Annotated in this window: 17 protein-coding genes and 1 tRNA gene; 5 read left to right on the forward strand and 13 right to left on the reverse strand. The window is 57.5% G+C overall.

The genetic code is table 11. From position 1 onward, the window contains the following. Positions 1 to 7 precede the first annotated feature (7 nt). The 7 genes from HEQ72_RS08695 to HEQ72_RS08725 form a co-directional block, all read right to left on the reverse strand. Entirely contained in the window at positions 8 to 235 is a 228-nt protein-coding gene (locus HEQ72_RS08695; RefSeq protein WP_168020406.1) for a DUF2892 domain-containing protein, read from the reverse strand. Further along, on the reverse strand, positions 232 to 870 hold the full coding sequence (locus HEQ72_RS08700) for a 3'-5' exonuclease (protein ID WP_168020405.1): 639 nt from the start codon (positions 868 to 870) through the stop codon (positions 232 to 234). Before HEQ72_RS08700 ends, HEQ72_RS08695 begins: the two co-directional genes overlap by 4 nt. Positions 871 to 884: 14 nt before the next feature. Continuing rightward, the gene (locus HEQ72_RS08705) at positions 885 to 2,699 is read right to left on the reverse strand and encodes a DUF294 nucleotidyltransferase-like domain-containing protein (protein ID WP_168023131.1); all 1,815 of its coding nucleotides are present in this window, start codon (positions 2,697 to 2,699) and stop codon (positions 885 to 887) included. Positions 2,700 to 2,800: 101 nt separating this feature from the next. Further along, positions 2,801 to 4,474 (reverse strand): cation acetate symporter, encoded by a 1,674-nt coding sequence (locus HEQ72_RS08710; RefSeq protein WP_168020400.1) that lies wholly within the window; start codon positions 4,472 to 4,474, stop codon positions 2,801 to 2,803. Then, a complete protein-coding gene (locus HEQ72_RS08715; RefSeq protein ID WP_168020398.1) occupies positions 4,474 to 4,782 on the reverse strand; it encodes a DUF485 domain-containing protein in 309 nt (102 codons plus the stop codon). Before HEQ72_RS08715 ends, HEQ72_RS08710 begins: the two co-directional genes overlap by 1 nt. Before the next feature lie 435 nt (positions 4,783 to 5,217). Then, positions 5,218 to 6,138 (reverse strand): DMT family transporter, encoded by a 921-nt coding sequence (locus HEQ72_RS08720; RefSeq protein ID WP_168020396.1) that lies wholly within the window; start codon positions 6,136 to 6,138, stop codon positions 5,218 to 5,220. 41 nt (positions 6,139 to 6,179) lie between these two features. Beyond that, complete coding sequence (locus tag HEQ72_RS08725; protein WP_168023132.1) at positions 6,180 to 6,917, reverse strand: DnaJ domain-containing protein; 738 nt, start codon at positions 6,915 to 6,917, stop codon at positions 6,180 to 6,182. A 142-nt stretch (positions 6,918 to 7,059) separates the two neighbouring features. Between HEQ72_RS08725 and HEQ72_RS08730 the strand changes: the two genes are divergently transcribed. After that, positions 7,060 to 7,605: a prolyl-tRNA synthetase associated domain-containing protein gene (locus tag HEQ72_RS08730; protein WP_168020392.1), complete on the forward strand. Its 546-nt coding sequence runs from the start codon at positions 7,060 to 7,062 to the stop codon at positions 7,603 to 7,605. Here HEQ72_RS08730 and queF read toward each other — a convergent pair. Genes queF through queA form a run of 3 tightly spaced genes read right to left on the reverse strand, consistent with a single transcriptional unit; the run spans position 7,602 to position 10,269 of the window. Beyond that, positions 7,602 to 8,066: a preQ(1) synthase gene (queF, locus tag HEQ72_RS08735; protein WP_168020390.1), complete on the reverse strand. Its 465-nt coding sequence runs from the start codon at positions 8,064 to 8,066 to the stop codon at positions 7,602 to 7,604. The two genes, HEQ72_RS08730 and queF, sit on opposite strands and share 4 nt — an antisense overlap. After that, positions 8,063 to 9,208: a tRNA guanosine(34) transglycosylase Tgt gene (tgt, locus tag HEQ72_RS08740; protein ID WP_168023133.1), complete on the reverse strand. Its 1,146-nt coding sequence runs from the start codon at positions 9,206 to 9,208 to the stop codon at positions 8,063 to 8,065. Before tgt ends, queF begins: the two co-directional genes overlap by 4 nt. Continuing rightward, positions 9,208 to 10,269 carry a tRNA preQ1(34) S-adenosylmethionine ribosyltransferase-isomerase QueA gene (gene queA, locus HEQ72_RS08745; protein WP_168020386.1) on the reverse strand — a complete coding sequence of 354 codons (1,062 nt, stop codon included), beginning with the start codon at positions 10,267 to 10,269 and terminating at the stop codon, positions 9,208 to 9,210. Before queA ends, tgt begins: the two co-directional genes overlap by 1 nt. 375 nt (positions 10,270 to 10,644) lie before the next feature. Here queA and HEQ72_RS11510 point away from each other — a divergent pair, with 375 nt between their 5' ends. Both HEQ72_RS11510 and HEQ72_RS08755 read left to right on the forward strand, forming a co-directional pair. Continuing rightward, on the forward strand, positions 10,645 to 15,381 hold the full coding sequence (locus tag HEQ72_RS11510) for a hypothetical protein (RefSeq protein WP_168023134.1): 4,737 nt from the start codon (positions 10,645 to 10,647) through the stop codon (positions 15,379 to 15,381). Positions 15,382 to 15,613: 232 nt separating this feature from the next. Beyond that, positions 15,614 to 16,915 carry a calcium-binding protein gene (locus tag HEQ72_RS08755; RefSeq protein ID WP_168020384.1) on the forward strand — a complete coding sequence of 434 codons (1,302 nt, stop codon included), beginning with the start codon at positions 15,614 to 15,616 and terminating at the stop codon, positions 16,913 to 16,915. A gap of 70 nt (positions 16,916 to 16,985) precedes the next feature. Here the strand turns inward: HEQ72_RS08755 and purU are convergent, their stop codons facing one another. Both purU and HEQ72_RS08765 read right to left on the reverse strand, forming a co-directional pair. Beyond that, positions 16,986 to 17,864 carry a formyltetrahydrofolate deformylase gene (purU, locus tag HEQ72_RS08760; protein ID WP_168020382.1) on the reverse strand — a complete coding sequence of 293 codons (879 nt, stop codon included), beginning with the start codon at positions 17,862 to 17,864 and terminating at the stop codon, positions 16,986 to 16,988. A gap of 65 nt (positions 17,865 to 17,929) precedes the next feature. Beyond that, positions 17,930 to 18,014: transfer RNA gene (locus HEQ72_RS08765), tRNA-Leu, on the reverse strand. 171 nt (positions 18,015 to 18,185) lie between these two features. On the opposite strand from HEQ72_RS08765, the gene HEQ72_RS08770 reads away from it, so the two are divergent. After that, a complete protein-coding gene (locus HEQ72_RS08770) occupies positions 18,186 to 18,701 on the forward strand; it encodes a disulfide bond formation protein B (protein WP_168023136.1) in 516 nt (171 codons plus the stop codon). A gap of 3 nt (positions 18,702 to 18,704) precedes the next feature. Further along, on the forward strand, positions 18,705 to 19,310 hold the full coding sequence (locus HEQ72_RS08775) for a demethoxyubiquinone hydroxylase family protein (protein WP_168020378.1): 606 nt from the start codon (positions 18,705 to 18,707) through the stop codon (positions 19,308 to 19,310). A gap of 63 nt (positions 19,311 to 19,373) precedes the next feature. Here HEQ72_RS08775 and HEQ72_RS08780 read toward each other — a convergent pair whose 3' ends face one another. After that, on the reverse strand, positions 19,374 to 20,372 hold the full coding sequence (locus tag HEQ72_RS08780; protein ID WP_168023137.1) for a hypothetical protein: 999 nt from the start codon (positions 20,370 to 20,372) through the stop codon (positions 19,374 to 19,376). Positions 20,373 to 20,415: the final 43 nt, after the last annotated feature.

Here is a 20,415-nt window from a genome sequence, read left to right on the forward strand (position 1 = left end):
GTCATCGTTATGCGTTGGCTGGTGGATTCCCCTGGCTGGTGTCCTCAGTCTCAAGCGGGCAGGTCTGGAAACCGAACAGGACGTAAACCGGGCAGTAGCCGAATACGGCGGTCAGCAGCGGGATCACTCCTACATAGCCCCACACGTCAATGGCCCCGACAAGGGCTGAACCAATCAGTGCAACGCCTGCAATCAGGCGCAGGGCCCGGTCTATTGTTCCCATGTTGCGTTTCATGATCGTTCTCCGTGTTTCCGCACAGGTTTGCTACGAAGTTTCACATACATCAGGGCCGTCATAACGGCGTCATCCAAGGCATTGTGAGCCTGGAGGCGTGGCAGGTCCAGTGTTTGCATCATGGTATCGAAGCGCAGGTCAACATGCCCCCTCCACAGCGGATCGTGTCGTGCAATTTCTCTGTCGTAGTAGAGAGAGGACACCTCGATTCGACGATTTGGCAGGCGAATCCCCAGCCATGGTTTCAGCAGGCGGTTTACCAGTGCAACGTCAAATTCCAGATAATAGCCGACCAGCGGGCGTGTGCCGATGAAATGCAGGAAGCGCGCCATGGCCTCCTGTGGGGCAAAGCCACCGGCCACATCGGTTTCACGCAGATGGTGGATGCGGATGGCATCCCGGTTTATGGCCCGACCCGGGCGAATGAACAGTTCCAAGCTCCGGCTGGTCAGGATCCGGTTTCCGCGAATCCGGACCGCAGCCAGCGAGATAATATCATCCTTTTCCCGGTCCAGTCCGGTTGTTTCGCAATCAAAGCAGACGACTTCGTCCGGGTGTTCCGGCCCGAACAAAAAGCGCCACGACAGATCTTTCAGGCAGCGTCTGTTCCAAGCATGGCTGAGCAGCGAGAACACAGGATAAGCCTCTCCTAGAATGCATCCAGACGCAGGCGCGTCACCAGGTGATTGCGGAAACGACGGACAATCGCCAAGGAATCCCGCAGGGCATCGTACTGCAGCTTGCCAAGGGTCCCGGGATTAATCAGGGTGTCTGTGCCTGTGATATCCGTACCTTTATGGCCAATGCTGATTCCAAGGCGCAGCTCCATCATGAACTGCAGGGCCTCTACCAGTTCGTCGGCCAGGCCCCGGTCAAGCCTTCCAGTGTCCCGCAGGGAATCAATGCGGTCAAAGGTATTGGTTTCCATGATCCGTCCCTGCAGGGCGAGTGCCCTGACACCATGTATAACGGGAAAGATTCCGGCCTTCTTGATATCCAGGGGTTCGCTGCGACCGCCTCCTTGCAGCAGGGTGTGCCATAGGCCGCCCCCGGGGGTATCAAACCACAATACAGGTCGTGCAAAATGGCTGATGAACATGTCGCTGTCGCTGACACGGCTGAAAAGGTCTTCTTTCAGGCTGTGGAGCAATAACGGAGACCCGGCAACCGGCTGTGCATCCAGGAATGCGGCCAGGTTGATGAAGCTCTGTTCACTGGGTTGATCTATCCACTGGAACAGGCTGTCGCGGAAGGCAGAACAGGTTTTGCGCCATTGGGGATTGGAGACCATGATGTTGCCGGGGCAGGGTGGCCATCCAAACCGGATCATGGCTTCGGTAAAGCGCTGACACAGGGGTTCCAGCGTATCCGGATCAATACTGTCCTCGACAATCAGGGCATTGTCCTGGTCGGTCCGGGCCATTTGTTCGCCACGTCCTTCCGATCCCATTACAATCAGGCAGCTTTTTTCCCCAAGTTCCGGTTCAGCCAGAAACTGGAACAGGCGCCTTTGCAGCTTGCGCGAAAGATCCGAGACCATTTCGGCAATAAAGCGGACCTTGACCCCTGAGCCATGCAGTCCCCTTAACAGGGGATCAAATGACCGGGCGGCCTTGTCCAGGGTATCTACAGAGTCAGCCCGCTCGATCTGGATGGCAACCAGATGGGAATGACTGGACATGTAGCCAAGCAGATCGATCAATTCCAGGACACCGATAACATGGCCGTCATGAAGGACAGGCAGCCGACGCACACCGTGCCTGGTCATCGTGACCTGGGCATTGAACAGGAAATCATCGGCACGGACGGTGATTGTTCCGAAGCTGGCGCATTGTTCGACCGGTGTATCCAACGGCTTCTGTTCAATCAGAACCGCTTCGCGGATATCACTGCCGGACAGAATACCAATGCGACCATCCGCGTGTTTTACCAACAGGCTGGTGGCGTGGTTTTTCTTCATCATCAGTGCGGCATCGCGCAGCCCCGTTGCGCCATCGGCAAAAACAGGTGGATGCAGGTAGGCATCACCGACCTTGGCAACTATGAAGGCCGCCATGCCCCTGTTTGTCCGGGCTTCGGCACGAGCCAGAAGACGTTCGCTGACCGATGCGGTGAAGTACCGTTCAAAGGGCAGGTTGCTCCGGCACAGGTCCAGCAGCAGCTGGCGCGGAAGTGTATAGGCCAGCGTTTCTTCCCGTGCCTCGCATACAGGGGACGCGCGCCCCCGGATCAAGGTCATGGCACCTACGCAGTCCCCCGGTCCGTGGACGGTGACCAGGGTGTCACCGTCATATTCCGTGACAATGCCCTTCATGATGACAAACAGGTGGTCTTGCGCCGTGTCTGGCGATGTCAGGCGTTCACCGGGCTGGAAGTAGGCAATGTCGGCCGCGCGTGCCACCTTCTCCCGTCCCGGGACGTCCAGAAGGTCAAACGGTGGCATGGAGAAATCAAAGGCACTCATCGGGCCTGTATCCACAACATCAGGCGGGTTTACAGATGAAAAAGCCCCCGGCGTGCCTTGTGTGCATCCCGGGGGCTTTCGTTTTGCCGGGGTTCTTGTTCCTAGTGCTTGGATGCCCCCTCTGCGCCCAAGCCGGTCTGTGAACGGACATATTGGTCTTCAAAGGCCACCATTTCGGCGGCGGCCGTGGCGGAAGAGTCCATCTTCGACATAATCCACGCGACCAGGAACGCCAGAGGCATGGAAATGATGGCCGGGTTGCTGTACGGGAAAATGGCAGCAGGATGTCCCAGAACCGTTTTCCATACCGGCGGACCCAGCACAACAAGAACCGTGGCGCAGATCAGCCCGGAAAAGCCGCCATAAAAGGCCCCTTTTGTCGTCAGTCCTTTCCAGAACATCGACAGGAAGAGAACCGGGAAATTGGCGGATGCCGCAACCGAGAACGCCAAGCCAACCATGAAAGCGATATTTTGGCTTTCGAAGGCAATGCCCAGCAGGATTGCGACAACTCCCAGGCACAGGGTCGTGATCTTGGAGACCCTGATCTCGTCGGCTTCCTCGGCTTTCCCGTCGCGGAAGACCGAAGCATAGAGATCATGGGAAACAGCCGAGGCACCGGACAGGGTCAACCCGGCGACAACGGCCAGGATTGTGGCAAAGGCAACCGCAGAGATAAAGCCCAGGAAGACATCACCTCCCACTGCCGCGGCCAGATGAATGGCGGCCATGTTTGATCCGCCCTTGATCCCTTTTCCATCTGCGGCCATGAACTCCGGATGCCCAAGAACCAGAACAATGGCCCCGAACCCGATGATGAAGGTCAGGATGTAGAAGTACCCGATGAATCCGGTCGCATAGAAAACGGATTTGCGGGCCTCCTTGGCATCCGAGACGGTAAAAAAGCGCATGAGAATGTGGGGCAGCCCCGCTGTTCCGAACATCAGGGCAATGCCCAGCGATATGGCATCAATCGGGTCGGCCACCAGGCCACCGGGGGCCATCAGGGCTTTGCCCTTGGGGCTGTTGGCTACAGCACGCGCGAACATTTCCTCCGGCGAGAAGCCAACAGCGGAGAGTACCATGACGGCCATGAAGGTTGCGCCTGACAACAGCAAGACAGCCTTGATGATCTGGACCCACGTTGTGGCCAGCATGCCGCCGAACATGACGTAGGCTACCATCAGAACACCAACCACCGCGACGGCAAGGCCGTAGTCCAGACCAAAAAGCAGCTGGATCAGCTTGCCGGCTCCGACCATCTGGGCAATCAGGTACAGGATGACAACAACCAATGTTCCGGATGCGGCCATGGACCGAACCGGCGTTTGCTGGAGCCGGAAAGATGCGACATCGGCAAAGGTGTATTTACCCAGGTTGCGCAGGCGTTCAGCCACCAGGAACAGGATAATCGGCCATCCGACAAGGAAGCCGATCGAGTAGATCAGGCCATCGAAGCCTGATGTAAACACCAAGCCTGCAATCCCCAGGAACGAGGCTGCGGACATGTAGTCACCGGCAATGGCCAGCCCATTCTGGAAGCCAGTGATACCGCCTCCCGCAGCATAGAAATCCTTGGCCGATTTTGTGCGTTTGGCAGCCCAGTATGTAATACCGAGTGTTGCTGCAACAAAGGCAAGGAACATGGCAATGGCGGTCCAGTTGGTTGCCTGTTTCTGGACAGCGCCGTCAACGGAACCTGCCCCCAGGGCTGTGGATGCAGCCAGAACAAGGGGGCAGGAAAGAAGGAGGGAAAAGCCGGAACGATGCAACATCAGCGGGATTCCTCCACAATCTGGCGGGTCAGATCATCGTATTCGCTATTGGCTCGGGCAACATAGATCCCTGTCAGGACAAAGGCGGACACGATAACACCAATTCCTATGGGAATCCCGATTGTTGTAATGCCTTTATCTGAAATGGGGATTCCGAACAGGGATGGAGAGAAGGCGATAACAGCAATAAAGCCGAAGTATATGGCCAGCATGATCACCGAAAGAATCCATGCAAAACGGGTGCGCCGTGTGCAGAGATCGTGAAATTTTGGATTGGATCGAACTTTCTCGTACACTGTGCTGGACACGATATTCCTCCCGTTTTCTACTGCATCGTATTTCTTGATCCATCTTGGCTTGTAAAAGCTGGCTATGACATGCAGCGCCTATTACGGCTCTGTACACAGCGTGTTGTTTGACACCAATTACGCTTATAGCGTGTGAGACGTAATCAAGATATCGTGAATAAGGAAGAATTCCACAACAAAATATGCAAGAGACTCTGGCCTGGGTTGCATTTGTAGGCCGGAGTGTTTCCGGAAGAGATAAAGAGAACAGATACGGACGTTATGTATTGTCTGTCTTGGCGTGATTTCAATGTTTCATGATCACCGCGCTTTTTCTCTGATTGCCACGTTAACAGGTGCCCCAGAGCCTGTTGCGCTTGTGCAGTCACGACGTGATACCGTCCCGGATGACCCTGCCTGCTTTCGTGGCGGCAAGGGTCATCCGGGACGTGTCTTTTATGAGGATGGTTTTGTTTCCGGGGAGACAGACGGGAGAGGATCTGTCTGGGTTTCTTCCGTTTTCCGGTTTGCGTGCAAGGCTTGTCTCCACAAGATGGTCCCGACGCCCGTCAGGGTAAGAAGGGCACCACCAACCTTCCACGCTGTTACATCCTCGCCAAGCAGCAGAACGCCAACAGTCATGCCGACAACGGGATTGAGCAGGGAGAAGGGGACAACATGGCTGACCGGGTGTCGGCGCAACAGCCAGTACCACAGGCCGTATGCGATAATCGATGATGCGATCGCTGTATAAAGAAGGGCTATCCAGGTCTGGTATCCGGCAGATGCGATGGCTTGCATCTGCCCCTCCTCGGTCAACCAGGACCACAGGGCGGTTTGCGGGAAGGCAAACAAGCTCATCCAGCCGGACAAGGCGACGGGGTTGACGGTGCTGGTTTTCTTGGCCAACAAGTTGGATGCTGCCCACGCAAAAGCCGAGATGATCAGCAACAAGGCCGGTGCAAGTTCGGGTACGTCGGGTCCGCCAGCCAGAAGAGCCGCGCCGGAGAAAGCAACGGCCAACCCCCCTATACGCCAGGGACCAAGCTTTTCGCGGTACAAGATGACACCAAGAAGGGCAGAAAACGGAACACCCAACTGAATCAGGATGCCTGTTGTTCCGGCGCTGATATCAGCCATGCCGATAAACAGCAGGGCAAAGTGGAGTGTGCCCAGTGTAAAGGAAAGCAGGATGACATCACGCAACGCATTTAGCGGGATACGCAGAAAAGGAACGACCAGAAGGGCGACCAGGCCAAAGCGCAGTGTGACCAGGAGAATGGGGGGAAGGTCTGCAAGTCCGGTTTTGACGGCAACAAAGTTCAGGCCCCACAAAACCTGAACCAACAGGGCAAGAAAGATGTCAACAGGGCGCACGAAAAAAAAACTCCGCAAAACGGGAATGTGGGATCTGGAGGTTAACGGCGCAGGCCACGATGGCGGGCAATCTCATCCCATGCTGCGTTGATGGATGCCATGCGTACACCGGCTGCGGCTACATCAGCCGGGCTTGCACCCTGTGCCGTCAGGGCATCGGGATGATTTCTGCGCAGCAGGGCCCGGTAGGCCTTGCGCACCGTGTCATCGTCGTCACGGTCCTGGACACCAAGAGTGGAGTACGCTTCCTGCAGCCCCATTCCAACTCCGCCTGGCATCGTGCCAGGCCGACGTCCCAAGGCGGCGGCTATTGTGTCCAGCGCTTTATGAACCGCGACTGAAGGTTTTCCTTCACTGGCCGAAAAAGCGCCCAAAGCAGCAAGTAGGGCATCGGCCCTGTCGGGGTCATTGTCCAGAAGAACAGCCAGTCCCCGCAGCAGGGGGAGCGGAAGCTCGGGCATATCATAGCCCCGGGTGAACAGGGCAATCGCGGTTTCCCTGTCCTGGGGCGCCAGCGACAGGACCCGGAACAAGGCTGTTTGCCCCCGGTCGGGGTCCCAGCCAGACAATCTGGCCAGATGACCGGACAGGATCAGCAGGGCCGCTGACAGGGCGGTGTCGGTTGTCCCCGCTTGGAACTGGCGCAGGGATACTTCGGCAATGCGGAAGAAGCCCAGAGGATCAAAGGCACGGAAAACGCCTTGGCGATCCCAGAAAAAGTGGCCGAAAGACGCCCCCAGGAGAGCGCCAAGCGGTCCCCCCGTCATCAGTCCGGCCATTCCACCGAATACCTTGCCCCACATTGCTCCAGTCCATCGTATGCGCCCGGTCACCATGTCCCTTGACCGGCGTGCCGTCAAGACGGCACGATTTTTCTTTTGTGCAGGACAGGTAGCGTTCTTTGTCAGTGCTGGAGGTTTTATGACATCTTTTATATCCCGGGCGGAGCTGTTTACCTTTCTGGATCACCTTGGAATCAAGACCACAACCCGGGAGCATGCTCCGGTTTTTACCGTGGAGGATGGGGCTGAATGCTGGGCTGATATCCCCGGCGTGCATTGCAAGAACCTGTTTCTGCGGGATGCTGGCCGCCAGAACTGGCTTCTGGTTGCCCCGGTACAGCGCCGGATTGATCTGAAGGCCTTGCCTGATCGCATCGGGTCACGGCGGTTGTCCTTTGGTTCAGCCGATCGCCTGTGGGCAACCCTTGGGGTCCGCCCGGGATCAGTGACACCGTTTGCCCTTCTCAATGATCGTCAGGCGCAATCCGTGCGCGTGGTTCTGGATGCCTGGATGATGCAGCAACCGCTGCTGAACTTTCATCCCCTGGAAAATACGGCGACAACCACCATTGCGGCATCGGATTTGCGCCGTTTTCTGGAGGCCTGCGGACACGTGGTGTCGCTGGCTGTGCTGGATCCAGAGGCTGTTGACCCCGTCAGCGCAACGGCCTGCGATACGATCTAGCCCCGCCCGCGGTATGGAGGCACGCCCTGATCCGGAAGCCAGACCCCCTCCGGCACTGGACCGGTCTGATAAAAGACGTCAATCGGGATTCCTCCACGCGGGTACCAGTACCCCCCGATCCGCAGCCATACTGGCTTCAGGACTTCGGCAAGACGTTTCCCGATGTAGACGGTGCAGTCTTCATGAAAGGCCCCGTGATTGCGGAATGAGCCAAGAAAAAGCTTCAGGCTCTTGGATTCAACCAGCGTGGCACCGGGTACATAGTCGATGACCAGGTGGGCAAAGTCCGGCTGTCCCGTGACCGGGCACAGGCTGGTGAATTCCGGTGCAGCAAAGCGTGCGACATACAGCGTGCCCGGATGCGGGTTGGGCACGGTCTCAAGGGTGGCTGCTTCCGGAGAGGAGGGCAGGGCAGACGCGTGGCCAAGCTGGGTCAGGCCCGAGGGGTCGCTGTTGGTCATTCCGGTTTCTCCACCGTCAGGGGTTCGATATCACCAAGCGCTTGGCTTGCTTCAAACTGTGTTTTGTACTGCGACAGGGTTCCCTGCCCGATGGCCGAGCGAAGATCCTTCATGATATCCTGATAGTGCTGGATGTTATGCCATGTCAGCAGCATCGGCCCCAGCATTTCCCCGGCCCGGATCAGATGGTGCAGATAAGCGCGCGTGTATTGGCGACACGCCGGGCAGGAACAGTTTTCTTCCAGTGGTCGCGGGTCGTCCTGGTGACGGGCATTGCGCAGGTTGACCGTGCCGCGTCGGGTAAACGCTTGGGCCGTGCGCCCCGACCGGGTGGGCATAACGCAGTCAAACATGTCAATGCCGCGGGCGACGGCACCAACCATATCCGAGGGTTTTCCCACCCCCATCAGATAGCGTGGCTTGCCGACCGGCATGTCGGGTACCGTGCTGTCAAGGGTCTGGAACATTAGTTCCTGTCCTTCCCCGACGGCCAGGCCCCCGACGGCATAGCCCTCGAAATCAATCTCCCGCAGCCGGGCCATGCTTTCCGCCCGCAGGTCAGGGAAGACGCTCCCTTGTACAATGCCGAACTGGCCATAACCCTCACGCGGAACAAAGGCATCCCGCGAGCGTACAGCCCACCGCATGGACAGCCGCATCGACTGGGCAGCTGTTTTCTTGTCCACGGGCCAAGGGGTGCATTCATCAAAGGCCATGGTTACCGTGGCATCCAGTTTATACTGGATATCGGTGGAGTGTTCCGGGGTCAGTGTCCATGATGACCCGTCAATATGGCTGCGGAAGGTGACGCCATCTTCTGTCATCTTGCGCAGCTTGGCCAGGCTCATGACCTGGAAACCGCCGGAATCCGTCAGGATCGGGCCGGGCCAGTTCATCATCCGGTGCAATCCCCCCAAGGTCTGCACCCGATCGGCCCCGGGCCGCAGCATCAGGTGATAGGTATTGCCCAGAATCATCTGTGCCCCCGTGGACGCAACGCTTTCAGGCAGCATGCCCTTGACCGTTCCGGCTGTGCCAACCGGCATGAAGGTGGGTGTATCCACGGGGCCGTGTGCGGTTTCAATGCGCCCCAGGCGGGCCGCGCCGTCTGTTTTCAGGACCGAGAAGGAGAAAGCCGTCATCAACAGGAATCCTTGCACCGCAACAGCGACCCGTCGCCGTAGGAATAAAACCGGTATCCGGCCTTTATAGCGTGAGCATAGGCCGCGTGCATCGTGTCCAGGCCGGCCATGGCGCAGACAAGCATGAACAGGGTGGAACGCGGCAGATGGAAGTTGGTAACCAGAAGATCGGCGATCCGGAATTGATAGCCGGGTGTGATAAAAATAGAGGTGGAACCGGACCACGCCGACAGGGAACCATCCGGTGCAGCCGCACTTTCCAGCAACCGCAGAGATGTTGTACCAACGCAGACGACCCGTCCGCCCTGTTTCCGTGCTTGTGTGATGGCCCGGGCAGCTTCGGCTGAGATGTCCCCGGTCTCGGCGTGCATGCGGTGATCACGGGTGTCTTCGGCCTTTACGGGCAGAAAGGTGCCGGCACCGACATGCAGGGTGACGTGTACCCGACGTATCCCCCGGCCATCAATGGCTTCCAGAAGTTCCGGCGTGAAGTGGAGACCGGCCGTGGGGGCGGCAACAGCGCCATCGCGGGAGGCATAAACCGTCTGGTAGTCCTGCCGGTCGCGGGCGTCATCTTTCCGCCCCATGTAGGGGGGGAGGGGAATATGGCCGTGATGCTCCAGGGCGGCCATCAGATCAGCCCCGCTGCGGTCAAAGCGCAGGACAATCTCGCCCCCTTCCTGCCTGTCTTCGACACGGGCCGTAAAGTCCCCGTCTGCTGACAGAACAACGGTTTGCCCGGGAGACAGCTTGCGGGCACCCTTTGCAAAGGCAGCCCAGGTATCTGGCCCCAGGCATTGATGAAGGGTGATGTCCACGCTGGCAGGTTGCCCCCCGGGCTGAATGGCAGGCCGCAATCCGGACAGGCGTGCCGGAATGACGCGGGTGTCATTGAACACCATCACATCGCCCGGTTCCAGAAGCCCGGGAAGGTCCAGCATGATCCGGTCGTGCAGGCCATCAGGCGCCACATCCAGGAGCCGGGCGCTGTGGCGCGGTGACACGGGGCGCGTGGCAATCTGTTCACGTGGCAGATCAAAGTCAAAGGCATCAACCCGCATCGGGCGCCGTATCCTGTTTCCGTTTGCAGGCAAGAAAAGAAGGGAGGGTATGCCTTGCCCTGTCTCTGTGGGCAAGAGGGAAATCTGTTTGATCTATGTTTGGGTCTGAGGAACATAATTAGGGATTGCGTCTTTCGGATATGAAAAACGCATGGGTGGAACATAAGTCTGGGCAGAGACTGTTGTTAATGTGAGTTCATCTGCTGTCGCGTCTTGGTGTATTGCGCTTTACATAGATATTCATAGTTAAAAAGTATCCATATAATACCGTGTATTATAATTAATGGGCTGATTTTCAATGTAGTTTTATTGTTGACGTTGTCGTTGATTATCAATGCAATTGACGGGGTATTTCCACAGCCTGCGGGGGGGCAGATGTCTGTCGAAAGAGAATTCCAGCCTATGGATTTTGGTCCTAGCCGTGCGGTTATTGGCTCACACGGTCATGACAAAATCATCGGGACAGACCAGCGTGATCGTCTGATCGGCGAAGAGGGTGACGACCACTTGTTCGGTCTTGATGGCGATGATCTCCTGATTGGTGCCGAAGGCGATGACTACCTCGATGGTGGTGACGGGGCTGACAGGCTGATGGGCAATGAGGGTGCCGATACGTTTGTTTTCCGCGAGCTGGCATCTGACAAGCGTGACACAATTGTCGATTTCAAGAGTGTTGAAGGCGATAAAATTAATGTGTCGGTAATCAGCGAGCATATGATCAGGGCCGGACTTCCATCCCTTCGCTTCAGTGGTCAGGAACCATCTCCCTACTCTGTCTGGTACCGTGGTGCTCCGGGGGAACAGGGTGTAACACTGGCTGTTGACGTGGATGGTGATGCGTCGCCAGATCGTGTTGTCTGGTTGAGAAGTACGTCTTCTCTCTCCAGTCAGGATCTGGTTCTGACCGGACCCGCGATAACGGTTGCCGATTCTTCGGTGCAGAAAGGGACGGATTATAATGACCGGCTGGTTGCCGGTTTCGGGCCTGATCACGTGGACGGTCGGGGTGGTGAGGATGCCATCGATTACCGGGACGCCCTGTTGCCCGTCAATGTGGCTCTTGCGGGATCCCAAAGCGCAACCGTTCTTGTGGATGGTCGTGAGGAAGACACGATCGTCAATATCGAGCATGCTTTTGGTGGTTTTGGTGATGACTGGTTAGCCGGGGACGATGGCAGCAACATTCTGTCCGGTCGTGGCGGCTCTGATATCCTGGTTGGTGGTCAGGGTGCAGATACCTTGACCGGTGGTCTTGGTGCAGACCGTTTCCTCTACAGGGATTTTGTGGAAACCCACGGTGACCTGATTGTTGATTTCAATCGGTCCCAAGGGGATGTGGTCGATGTGTCATCGATTGATGCCAATGTTGACGTGCCCGGTCGGCAGGAATTTGTGTTCTCCGGTCAGTTGCCCCAGGCAAATTCCATCTGGTACAGGGTCTTTATCGACGGTGACGATACGGTTCACGTTCAGGGTGATGTAGACGGTGACCCTGAAACCCCGGAGATTGATATCGCCATGGAAGGGGTGACCAGTGTCAACGCCCGTGATCTGGGTCTGTTGACAGTCATCCGCGGAAATGCTGTCGATTTTTCGGCTCATATCCAGCCGACAGAGGTCAACCTGGATCAACTGACTTTCCAGGGTGTCAGTTCGGTCGTTGGTGCCCTGAATGCCTGGAACAGGATACAGGGATCCGACAGTGTCACCGGGGCCTTTGTCGGGGGTGACAAGGGGGATAACATTGTTGGTGCCAGTGGCGATGATACCCTGCGCGGGGGGCGCGGCAATGACAGTCTGCACGGAGAAGGCGGACGCGATATTCTGGATGGCGGTGATGGTGATGACTTCCTCAGGGGAGGATCCGGCGCTGATATCCTGACCGGTGGCCCGGGTATGGACCGGTTCCATTATCGGACCTCTGCCGAAGTGCAGGGCGATGTTATCAGTGACTTCAACCGTGATCAGGGTGACTGGGTTGATCTGTATCGCATTGATGCCAACACGCATGTGGATGGGTGGCAGCTTTTCACGTTCAGCGGCGAAGAGCCACGTCCCCATGCCTTGTGGTCCGGGCCTGATCCAGACGGGTCAGGTATGCGTCTTTATGGAGATACGGATGGCAATCCTGAGACGGTTGAGCTTGATCTCCAGTTTCTGGGCATCGAGGTTCTTGATGCATCGGATGTTCAATTGCCTGTCAGCAGGGATGGTACCCTGGATTTTTCCGACCTGATTCATTACGACCTGGTCAACCTGCATGAACATCATCCCTTCCTTCAGGTTATGGGGCCAAGGTCTGTTTCCGCAACACTCCTGGGTGGCAGTGGCGCCAATGTCCTGATTGGCGGTATGGACGAGGACTCTGTCATCGGGGATGAGGGGAATGACACGCTGTACGGCATGGAAGGCGACGATCATGTCAACGGCGGTGCCGGCGACGATTATCTTGATGGCGGGGACGGTGACGACCTTGTCACGGGCGGTCCCGGCGCGGACAAGATGACCGGAGGACGCGGTGCCGACCGTTTCGTCTACAGCGGTGTCGAGGAAGCCCAGGGTGATGTGATCACCGATTTCAACATGCTGGAAGGGGACTGGATTGACCTGACCATAGTTGATGCAGGAAGTGCATCAAGCGAGGCTTTATGGCGTGGCTTTGTTTTCTCCGGTACCACGCCGCAGGCTCATGCGCTCTGGTCTCGTTTTGACCGGGAACGGTTTGGTACGGAGCTGCTGGGTGATACAGATGGCAATCCTGAAACAGCAGAGATTTCCATCTACCTCAAGGGCACCGAGTTCTTTGGCCCCGAGGCGCTCCAGCTTCCCTCCCTTGCGGGGGATACTGTCGATTTCTCGGCCACAACAAAGCATATCTATGTCCATCTTGATTACTACAACGGGGTGAATCATGTACGTGGCCCCCTTGATGTCGCGACAGAGATTCATGGAAATGCCGATGCCAATATCCTGTCCGGTGGAGACAAGGGTGATACGCTGTCGGGGCATGACGGTGCTGATACCCTGATTGGCGGAGGTGGGGATGACCAGCTCTACGGCGAAAGGGGAGATGATGTTTTGCGCGGTGGAGATGGCCGCGATATTCTTGATGGTGGTCCCGGTGCTGACACGTTGAGCGGTGGTGCAGGGGCTGATCGTTTCCGCTATGCACTTGCCGATTATACTGTTGACGACGTGATCCTTGACTTCAATCGGGATGAAGGAGACTGGCTTGACCTGCATCAGGTTGATGCCAACGTTTACGAGCCAGGATGGCAGGTCATGTCCTTTGGCGGCACAAAAGCAGTGCGCCATTCACTGTGGTTCAAGCCGGGGGAAGACGGGAACAGTGTGATCTTGTGCGGGGATACAGACGGAAACATCCGCACCCATGAGGTCAGTCTGGAAATCAGGGGGATAACGTCACTTCTGGCATCGGACCTTGATATGCCTGTGCTGCGTGCCGAGACACCGGATCTTTCCGGAACATTACAGGCGCTGCGCGGGGTTTTTGTGCCATCGCCCCATGATGGTTCCAAGGCAGATTTCCGTTTCGATGACAGTGCATTGTCGGCGGAAACAACGCCGGAGCCGCTTCCCGGCAGCGATGAGAACGGCGCTCTGCAGGCACCGCTTGTCATTTCGCCTGGCGACGGGCCTTACGATACCCCCCAGGCTTCCGTATCCGGTTATACGGCATCCCAGTTCTCCAAGTTCCTGTTACGTGTTCTGGATGACGAGGGGCGTTTCTCGGGGTTGCAGGGGCGTGACGCAGGTGGCAAGGCTCCGGCGCCGGAGACCCTTGACTTCTCGATGACGTCAAATCACCGTCATATTGATATTAACACCTACAGGGGCTTCAACAACGTCGTTGGCCCGGCTGATTCCGGTGCGGAAATTCGTGGTGACAGCGGTCCAAACGTACTGACAGGGGGGGATGGTCCCGACCAGATATACGGAGAAGCCGGGGATGATATCCTGGTCGGTGGATCCGGTGATGATACCCTGCGCGGTGGTAGCGGCAATGACATCCTGACCGGAGAAGCAGGCAATGACACCCTCTACGGTGATGATGGCAATGACATCCTGACCGGCGGGACCGGGGCTGACATCATGCATGGCGGTCGTGGCCACGATACTCTGACCGGCGATGCCGGCAATGATACGCTGGAAGGTGATGATGGAAACGATACCCTTTCCGGCGGTGCCGGGGCCGATATCCTGCGTGGTGGTCTTGGTCGGGATACGTTGTCCGGTGGGTGGGGTGCGGATCGCTTCCATTACCGCTCTGTCGATGAAACCGTCGGCGATGTGATTGCAGACTTCAACCCGTCACAGGGGGACTGGATTGATTTGCACGGGATAGACTCGGGCGACAATCCGGATGTATGGCAGGGTCTTGTCTTCCATGGAGCCAACGTGCGTCCACATTCCCTGTGGTATCAGGTCGATGGCAATGGAAAAGGTGTACACCTTTACGGAGACACCGATGGCAATGTGGACACGCACGAAATCAATATTGCTGTGAAAGGCGTTGCCGTTCTTGAGGCCCGCTCTGTTCCCCTGCCGGTATTTACCATGGATACTGTCGACTTCTCGTCAAGCCGGTCTTATACGGCCATTGATCTGGCCGATTATCGGGGTATATCCAATCTGGTTGGTTCCCGTATTGTCGGGATGGAGCTGCATGGAACCGGTGCGGACAATGCCCTGACCGGGGGCGATGGTGACGACCACTTGCATGGTGGTGGTGGTAACGATGTGCTGGCCGGTGGGGATGGCAAGGATGTGCTGACCGGCGGTAGTGGTGCGGATGCTTTTGTATATTGGTCTGCTGCTGCAACGGTTGGTGATGTTATTACAGATTTCAGTCAGGATGACGGCGATACCCTGGATTTCAGCCTGATTGATGCCAATACGTCCGCAGCCGGCGTTCAGGATCTTGTATTTTCTGATACGGTGCCGCGTGCACATGCTGTGTGGTATGTGCCCAATGCTGCGGGCAGTGACCTTGTTTTGTGTGGTGATACGGATGGTCATGTTGAAACCACGGAGATAGCCTTCCTTCTCAAGGGTGTCTCGTCACTTGCCGCATCAGATTTCCTGTTCTGAGATATTCTGATCTGCAGGGTTCCGTGGTACGGCATGCCGTACCACGGAACCTTTATTTTTTGCAAGAGACAGGACGGGCGCTGTGGCCTGTTATGAGTGCAGCATTAGTTGATATATGGGCACATCTCTAACCTAAGAGGGTGTATATTGTTAGAGGTGCTTCCGGGATAGGGCGGTGTGTTCCGGTCCCGCGTTGCGGATTATTTGACAGGCAGGAGCAGGGATGTTGAACGTGACAAACCATTCCACGTATGACAGCAAGACCTTGCCCGCTTCGGGTGGGCTTGTTCTTGTTGGGGGAGCGACGTCGGATACGTTGCAGGGAAGTCGTCTGTCCGACGTCCTTGTTGGTGGAGACGGGAACGACACGCTGTATGGCAAGAATGGCGCTGATACACTTGTTGGCGGAGACGGGAACGACACACTGTATGGCGGACGTGGCGCTGACCTTCTGGATGGACAGGGCGGGAATGACGCATTACATGGCGGGCCCGGTCGCGATATCCTTTCCGGTGGGGATGGAAACGATTTTCTGGACGGGGGGCGAGGTAACGATACCTTGGTTGGCGGTGTCGGCAATGATGTCCTTGTTGGTGGTGTTGGTGCTGATGTGCTCGTCGGTGGACCAGGTGCCGATCGCTTTCGCTATCGTTCTGCCGGTGAGGCGCTGGGCGATGTGCTGATGGATTTTGATCCACAGCAGGGGGACCGGATTGAGATGAGGCTTCTTGATGTTGGTCCCGGCTCGGATGCTTGGCATGGTTTTGCTTTTACCTATGAAGATCCTGCCCCTTTTTCGGTGTGGTTTGTGATTCCCGAAATTGTGGAGCCAGTTTTTCTCCCGTGGGTAGGCGAAGAATTGAATGTGTCCCGCAAGGGAGGAAATATCAAGCTGCGCGGTGATACCGACGGTGATCCCGAGACGCTTGAAATTGATATGGTGATCCGGGGCATGGACTCTCTGGATGGAACACATCTTGATCTGCCAACCATTTCGGGAGGCATTGCCGATTTCTCATCCCAGATCCGGTATCGGGTCATTGATCTGGGGCAGCGTTCCGATGTGACCAGTATTCTGGGCCCCCGGAATGTGGGTGCCGAGATCCGCTCCAGCAAGCAAGGGACGTTTATGTCTGGTGGGGATCTGGACGATTGGCTGATTGGTTCTGACGGTGATGATGCCATTGCAGGAGGGCGCGGATTCGACATCCTGACCGGTGGAGGTGGCGCAGACCGGTTCTGGTTCTGGCATGGCGACAGTACCGTGACGGAAGATGTCATAACAGATTTCCGTCGCACTGAAGGCGATCGTATTGACTTTGCCCGCGTTGATGTGGACAAGGATGCCGAGGGGCGCCAACCCTTGTCCTTCTCCGGCACAACGCCAAAGGCGCATGCCGTTTGGTATCAGGTGCGTGATGACGGGGTCGGTGTCACGTGTTATGCAGATTTGGACGGCGATCCAGCCAGCGCAGAGATTCGTATTTTGGTCAGCGATAACACGTTTCTGGAAGAGTCTGATTTTCTGTTCTGACAGACCCCATGCGAACAAGGCCCCTGTTATGCAGGGGCCTTGTTCATTCAGGGCAAGCTTTAGAATATGCCTACCGGAAGACAACAGTCTTGTTGCCGTTGGCCATAACCCGCTTCTCGACATGCCAGCGAACAGCCCGTGACAGGACCATCGTCTCGATATCACGCCCGGTCCGTACCAGGGCATCGACAGAGAAGGTGTGGTCTACCCGTTCAACGGCCTGCTCGATAATCGGTCCCTCGTCCAGGTCACCGGTTACGTAATGCGCTGTTGCCCCGATCAGCTTGACCCCCTTGCTGTGTGCCTGCTGATAGGGCTTGGCACCCTTGAAGCTGGGGAGGAAGGAGTGGTGGATGTTGATGGCGCGTCCCGACAAGGTCTTGCAGGCTTCTTCCGACAAAATCTGCATGTAACGCGCCAGCACCAGCAGGTCGGACTTCGTTTCCGCAAACAGCTCCAGCATCCGTGCTTCCTGGTCTGTCTTGGTTTCCCTTGTCACCGGCAGATAGTGGAAGGGAATGCCGTGCCATTCCACCAGATCACGGAAATCAACGTGGTTGGACACCACCCCGGTGATGTCGATCGTCAGCTGTCCCGTACGCCAGCTGTGCAGCAGGTCATTGAGACAGTGCCCGAAGCGGGATACGGCAATCATGACCTTGGGGCGGTCGCCGGAACTGTCAATGCTCCACTCCATCCCGAACCGGCTGCCGATCAGGTCAAAGCCTGCTTTCAACCGATCCAGGGCCGGAAAACTTTTGCCACCGGCGCGGAAAGAGGTACGCATGAAAAAGAGGCCGGTATCCGGGTCGCCGTAGTGGGCGCTGTCGGTTATGAAAGCTTCGTTTTCGGCCAGAAAACCGGACACGGCAGCAACAATGCCGACAGCATCCGGGCATTTGATGGTCAGCACATAAAGCGGTTCGGTGACGACAGCGGCAACGTTCATTCGGGCCGGCTTCCTGTTTTGCGGGATCTCGGGATGCGGGGCAATCTTTCGCGGCGGGCCAGCCATGGTGGGGGTGGAGGGACTCGAACCCACACTCCTTGCAGAACACGATTTTGAGTCGCGCGCGTCTACCAATTCCGCCACACCCCCGTGCGTGGCCCGCCAATGCGAAGGCGAAACTCTATAGAGGCTTTTCAGGACTCCGCCAAGGAAAAAATGGCGTTATCCTGATTGTATGCTGAAAATTATGGTGTCGGGGCTGGTCATTTTGTCGCCAGAGGTGCACTCTGCGACGGTGTTTGCCATGTGTGCGGAAGTTCCATGCCTTTATCTGCAATATCCTGTCGCCTGTTCTTTTCCTGTATCCTGGGGGCTGCGGTCCTGGCTCTTGCCGGTGCCCTGACGGCCGAGCATGTCTTCGGCCTGGAGCCGTGTATCCTGTGTCTGTACGAACGGGTCCCCTGGGTTCTGGCCGGCTTGCTTTCCGCATGCTGGCTTGGTGTTCCCCTTGCCCGACGCAGCCCCATGTCGGGGGTTCTTCTTGTCACGGCGGCCTTTTCCGCAGGTGCTTTTCTGGCCAGCTATCATGTCGGGGTTGAACAGGGATGGTGGGCTTTTCAGGGATGCACCGGCGAGCTTCCCGGTCCCTTGGGGCTTGCCGATCTGATGGAGGGACTGGACCGTCCGGTGCGCCCGGCCTGCAATGTCGTGCAGTGGACCCTGTTCGGGGTGTCCTTTGCCGGTTACAATGCCTTGGCCTCCCTGTTCATGATGGGGCTGGGTATGTTTGTATTCCTGTCGGGCATGTTCCCGGTTTCCCGGCAGAAGGGGGAATAAGCCATGACCAAAAGCCTTGTTCGTGAATCGTCTTCTGCGGCCCGGGATGTGCCACCTGCCGGGCAGACAGCCGACAGGCATATCCCCGGTGACTTGACCCGCGAGCAGCTTCTGGACCGTTTTGTGCGGGTCAATCATGCCGGAGAATATGGTGCCGTACGGATCTATACCGGGCAGCTTGCTGTTCTGTCGAAAGGAAGGCATGCGCAAACCCTGCGTCATATGCTGGACCAGGAAGTAGAGCACTGCACCTACTTCGAGAGACAGGTTGCCGCGCGGCATGTGCGTCCGACCGCCCTGCAGCCGTTGTGGCATGTCGCCGGCTGGATGCTGGGGGCGGGGACAGCCCTGTTGGGTGAAAAAGCAGCGATGGCCTGCACCGTGGCTGTCGAGGAAGCGATCGACGCGCATTATCAGGGCCAGATCGACCAGCTGGGTGATGACGAGAAGCCCCTGCGTGACGCGATTGTCCGCTTCCGTGAGGAAGAGCTGGAGCACCGCGACATCGGGTATGAGAACGGTGCAGAGCAGGCGCCGGCCTATACCCTTCTGCATGGGGCGGTCAAGGCCGGGACCCGGCTGGCAATCTGGCTGTCCGAGCGTATCTGAGAACAGCCTTCACCCCGGGGCCGTGCGTTCAGACAACGCTTGCCCCGGGATTGGTCTTTCCGGTCAGGATGATGCGGCTTTGGCGTCGCCGTCCTGCGGTTCCCGGCAGAAAACCAGGCGATGGAACAAGCTGTCCGGCATGGCGTGGATGATGCGCGCCAGAATCGCAATTACGCCGACGGCCATGATGATGCGGGCGACGATGATGCCGCTCCAGTGTCCGCCCATGGCCAGGACGAGCAGGCTGTCCTCGATCAGATTGTGGCACAGCGACATGAAGCACACCGAGATCACCACATCCCGTGCCTTCAGGGCACCGCTGCGGGCCCGGTCGATAATCAGCCCGCCGCCATAGGTCAGGCCCAATAGCACACCGACCATGGTCAGGGGGGCTGCATCACGGCTCATGCCCATAACGCGCAGAAGGGGGCCCATGATCCGGGTCAGCCAGGCGGTGATCCCGGTACGGTCCATGATGCGCAGGACCAGCACAAGCCCGGCAATAACCGGCAGAATGACGGCCAGCGATTTCAGGCTTTCGATCAGCCATACCAGACGGGTTTGTGTCTGTGATGCGCCTTCTGTTGCCAACAGGACCGTGCCCGGTTCCTGCAGGATATCCAAGTGTCCGTAAAAGGCTTGCAGAAGCGCCCCCTGTCCAACAGCAAAGGCCATGCGCAGAAGAACGGTCAGCCCGATGCCGACGCCGGCACGGCGGGCAACCCGCAGTTCGATCGGGAAGCTGTGTGCGGCCAGCATCATACCGCCCAGAACGGTCAGGTCGGCGGCACTCAGGGAGAGCTCGGGCAGCAGGCCCAGCAAGACAGCCACGCCGCCGTAAATACCCACCAGGCAGGTGGTGGCCCAGACCATGCCGGTCTCCGGGGGCAGGCCGACCAGGCCGGTCAGGGGTTCAAAGGCTGCGGCCAAGAGTGGAACCGCATCAAGTTCGACGGCAATGCGCACCAGCACCATCACCGGGACCATGATTTTCAGCAGTGACCAGTACAGGCGCAGGGTGTCGTGGCCAATAGCCTTTGCAAAGGAAGCAGGAGAGGACATGTACAATCCGGTTTCAGAGAAAGGGCATGCCTGATGTTTATCA

It is taken from the genome of Haematospirillum sp. 15-248, assembly GCF_012102665.1.
Taxonomy (GTDB): domain Bacteria; phylum Pseudomonadota; class Alphaproteobacteria; order Rhodospirillales; family Rhodospirillaceae; genus Haematospirillum.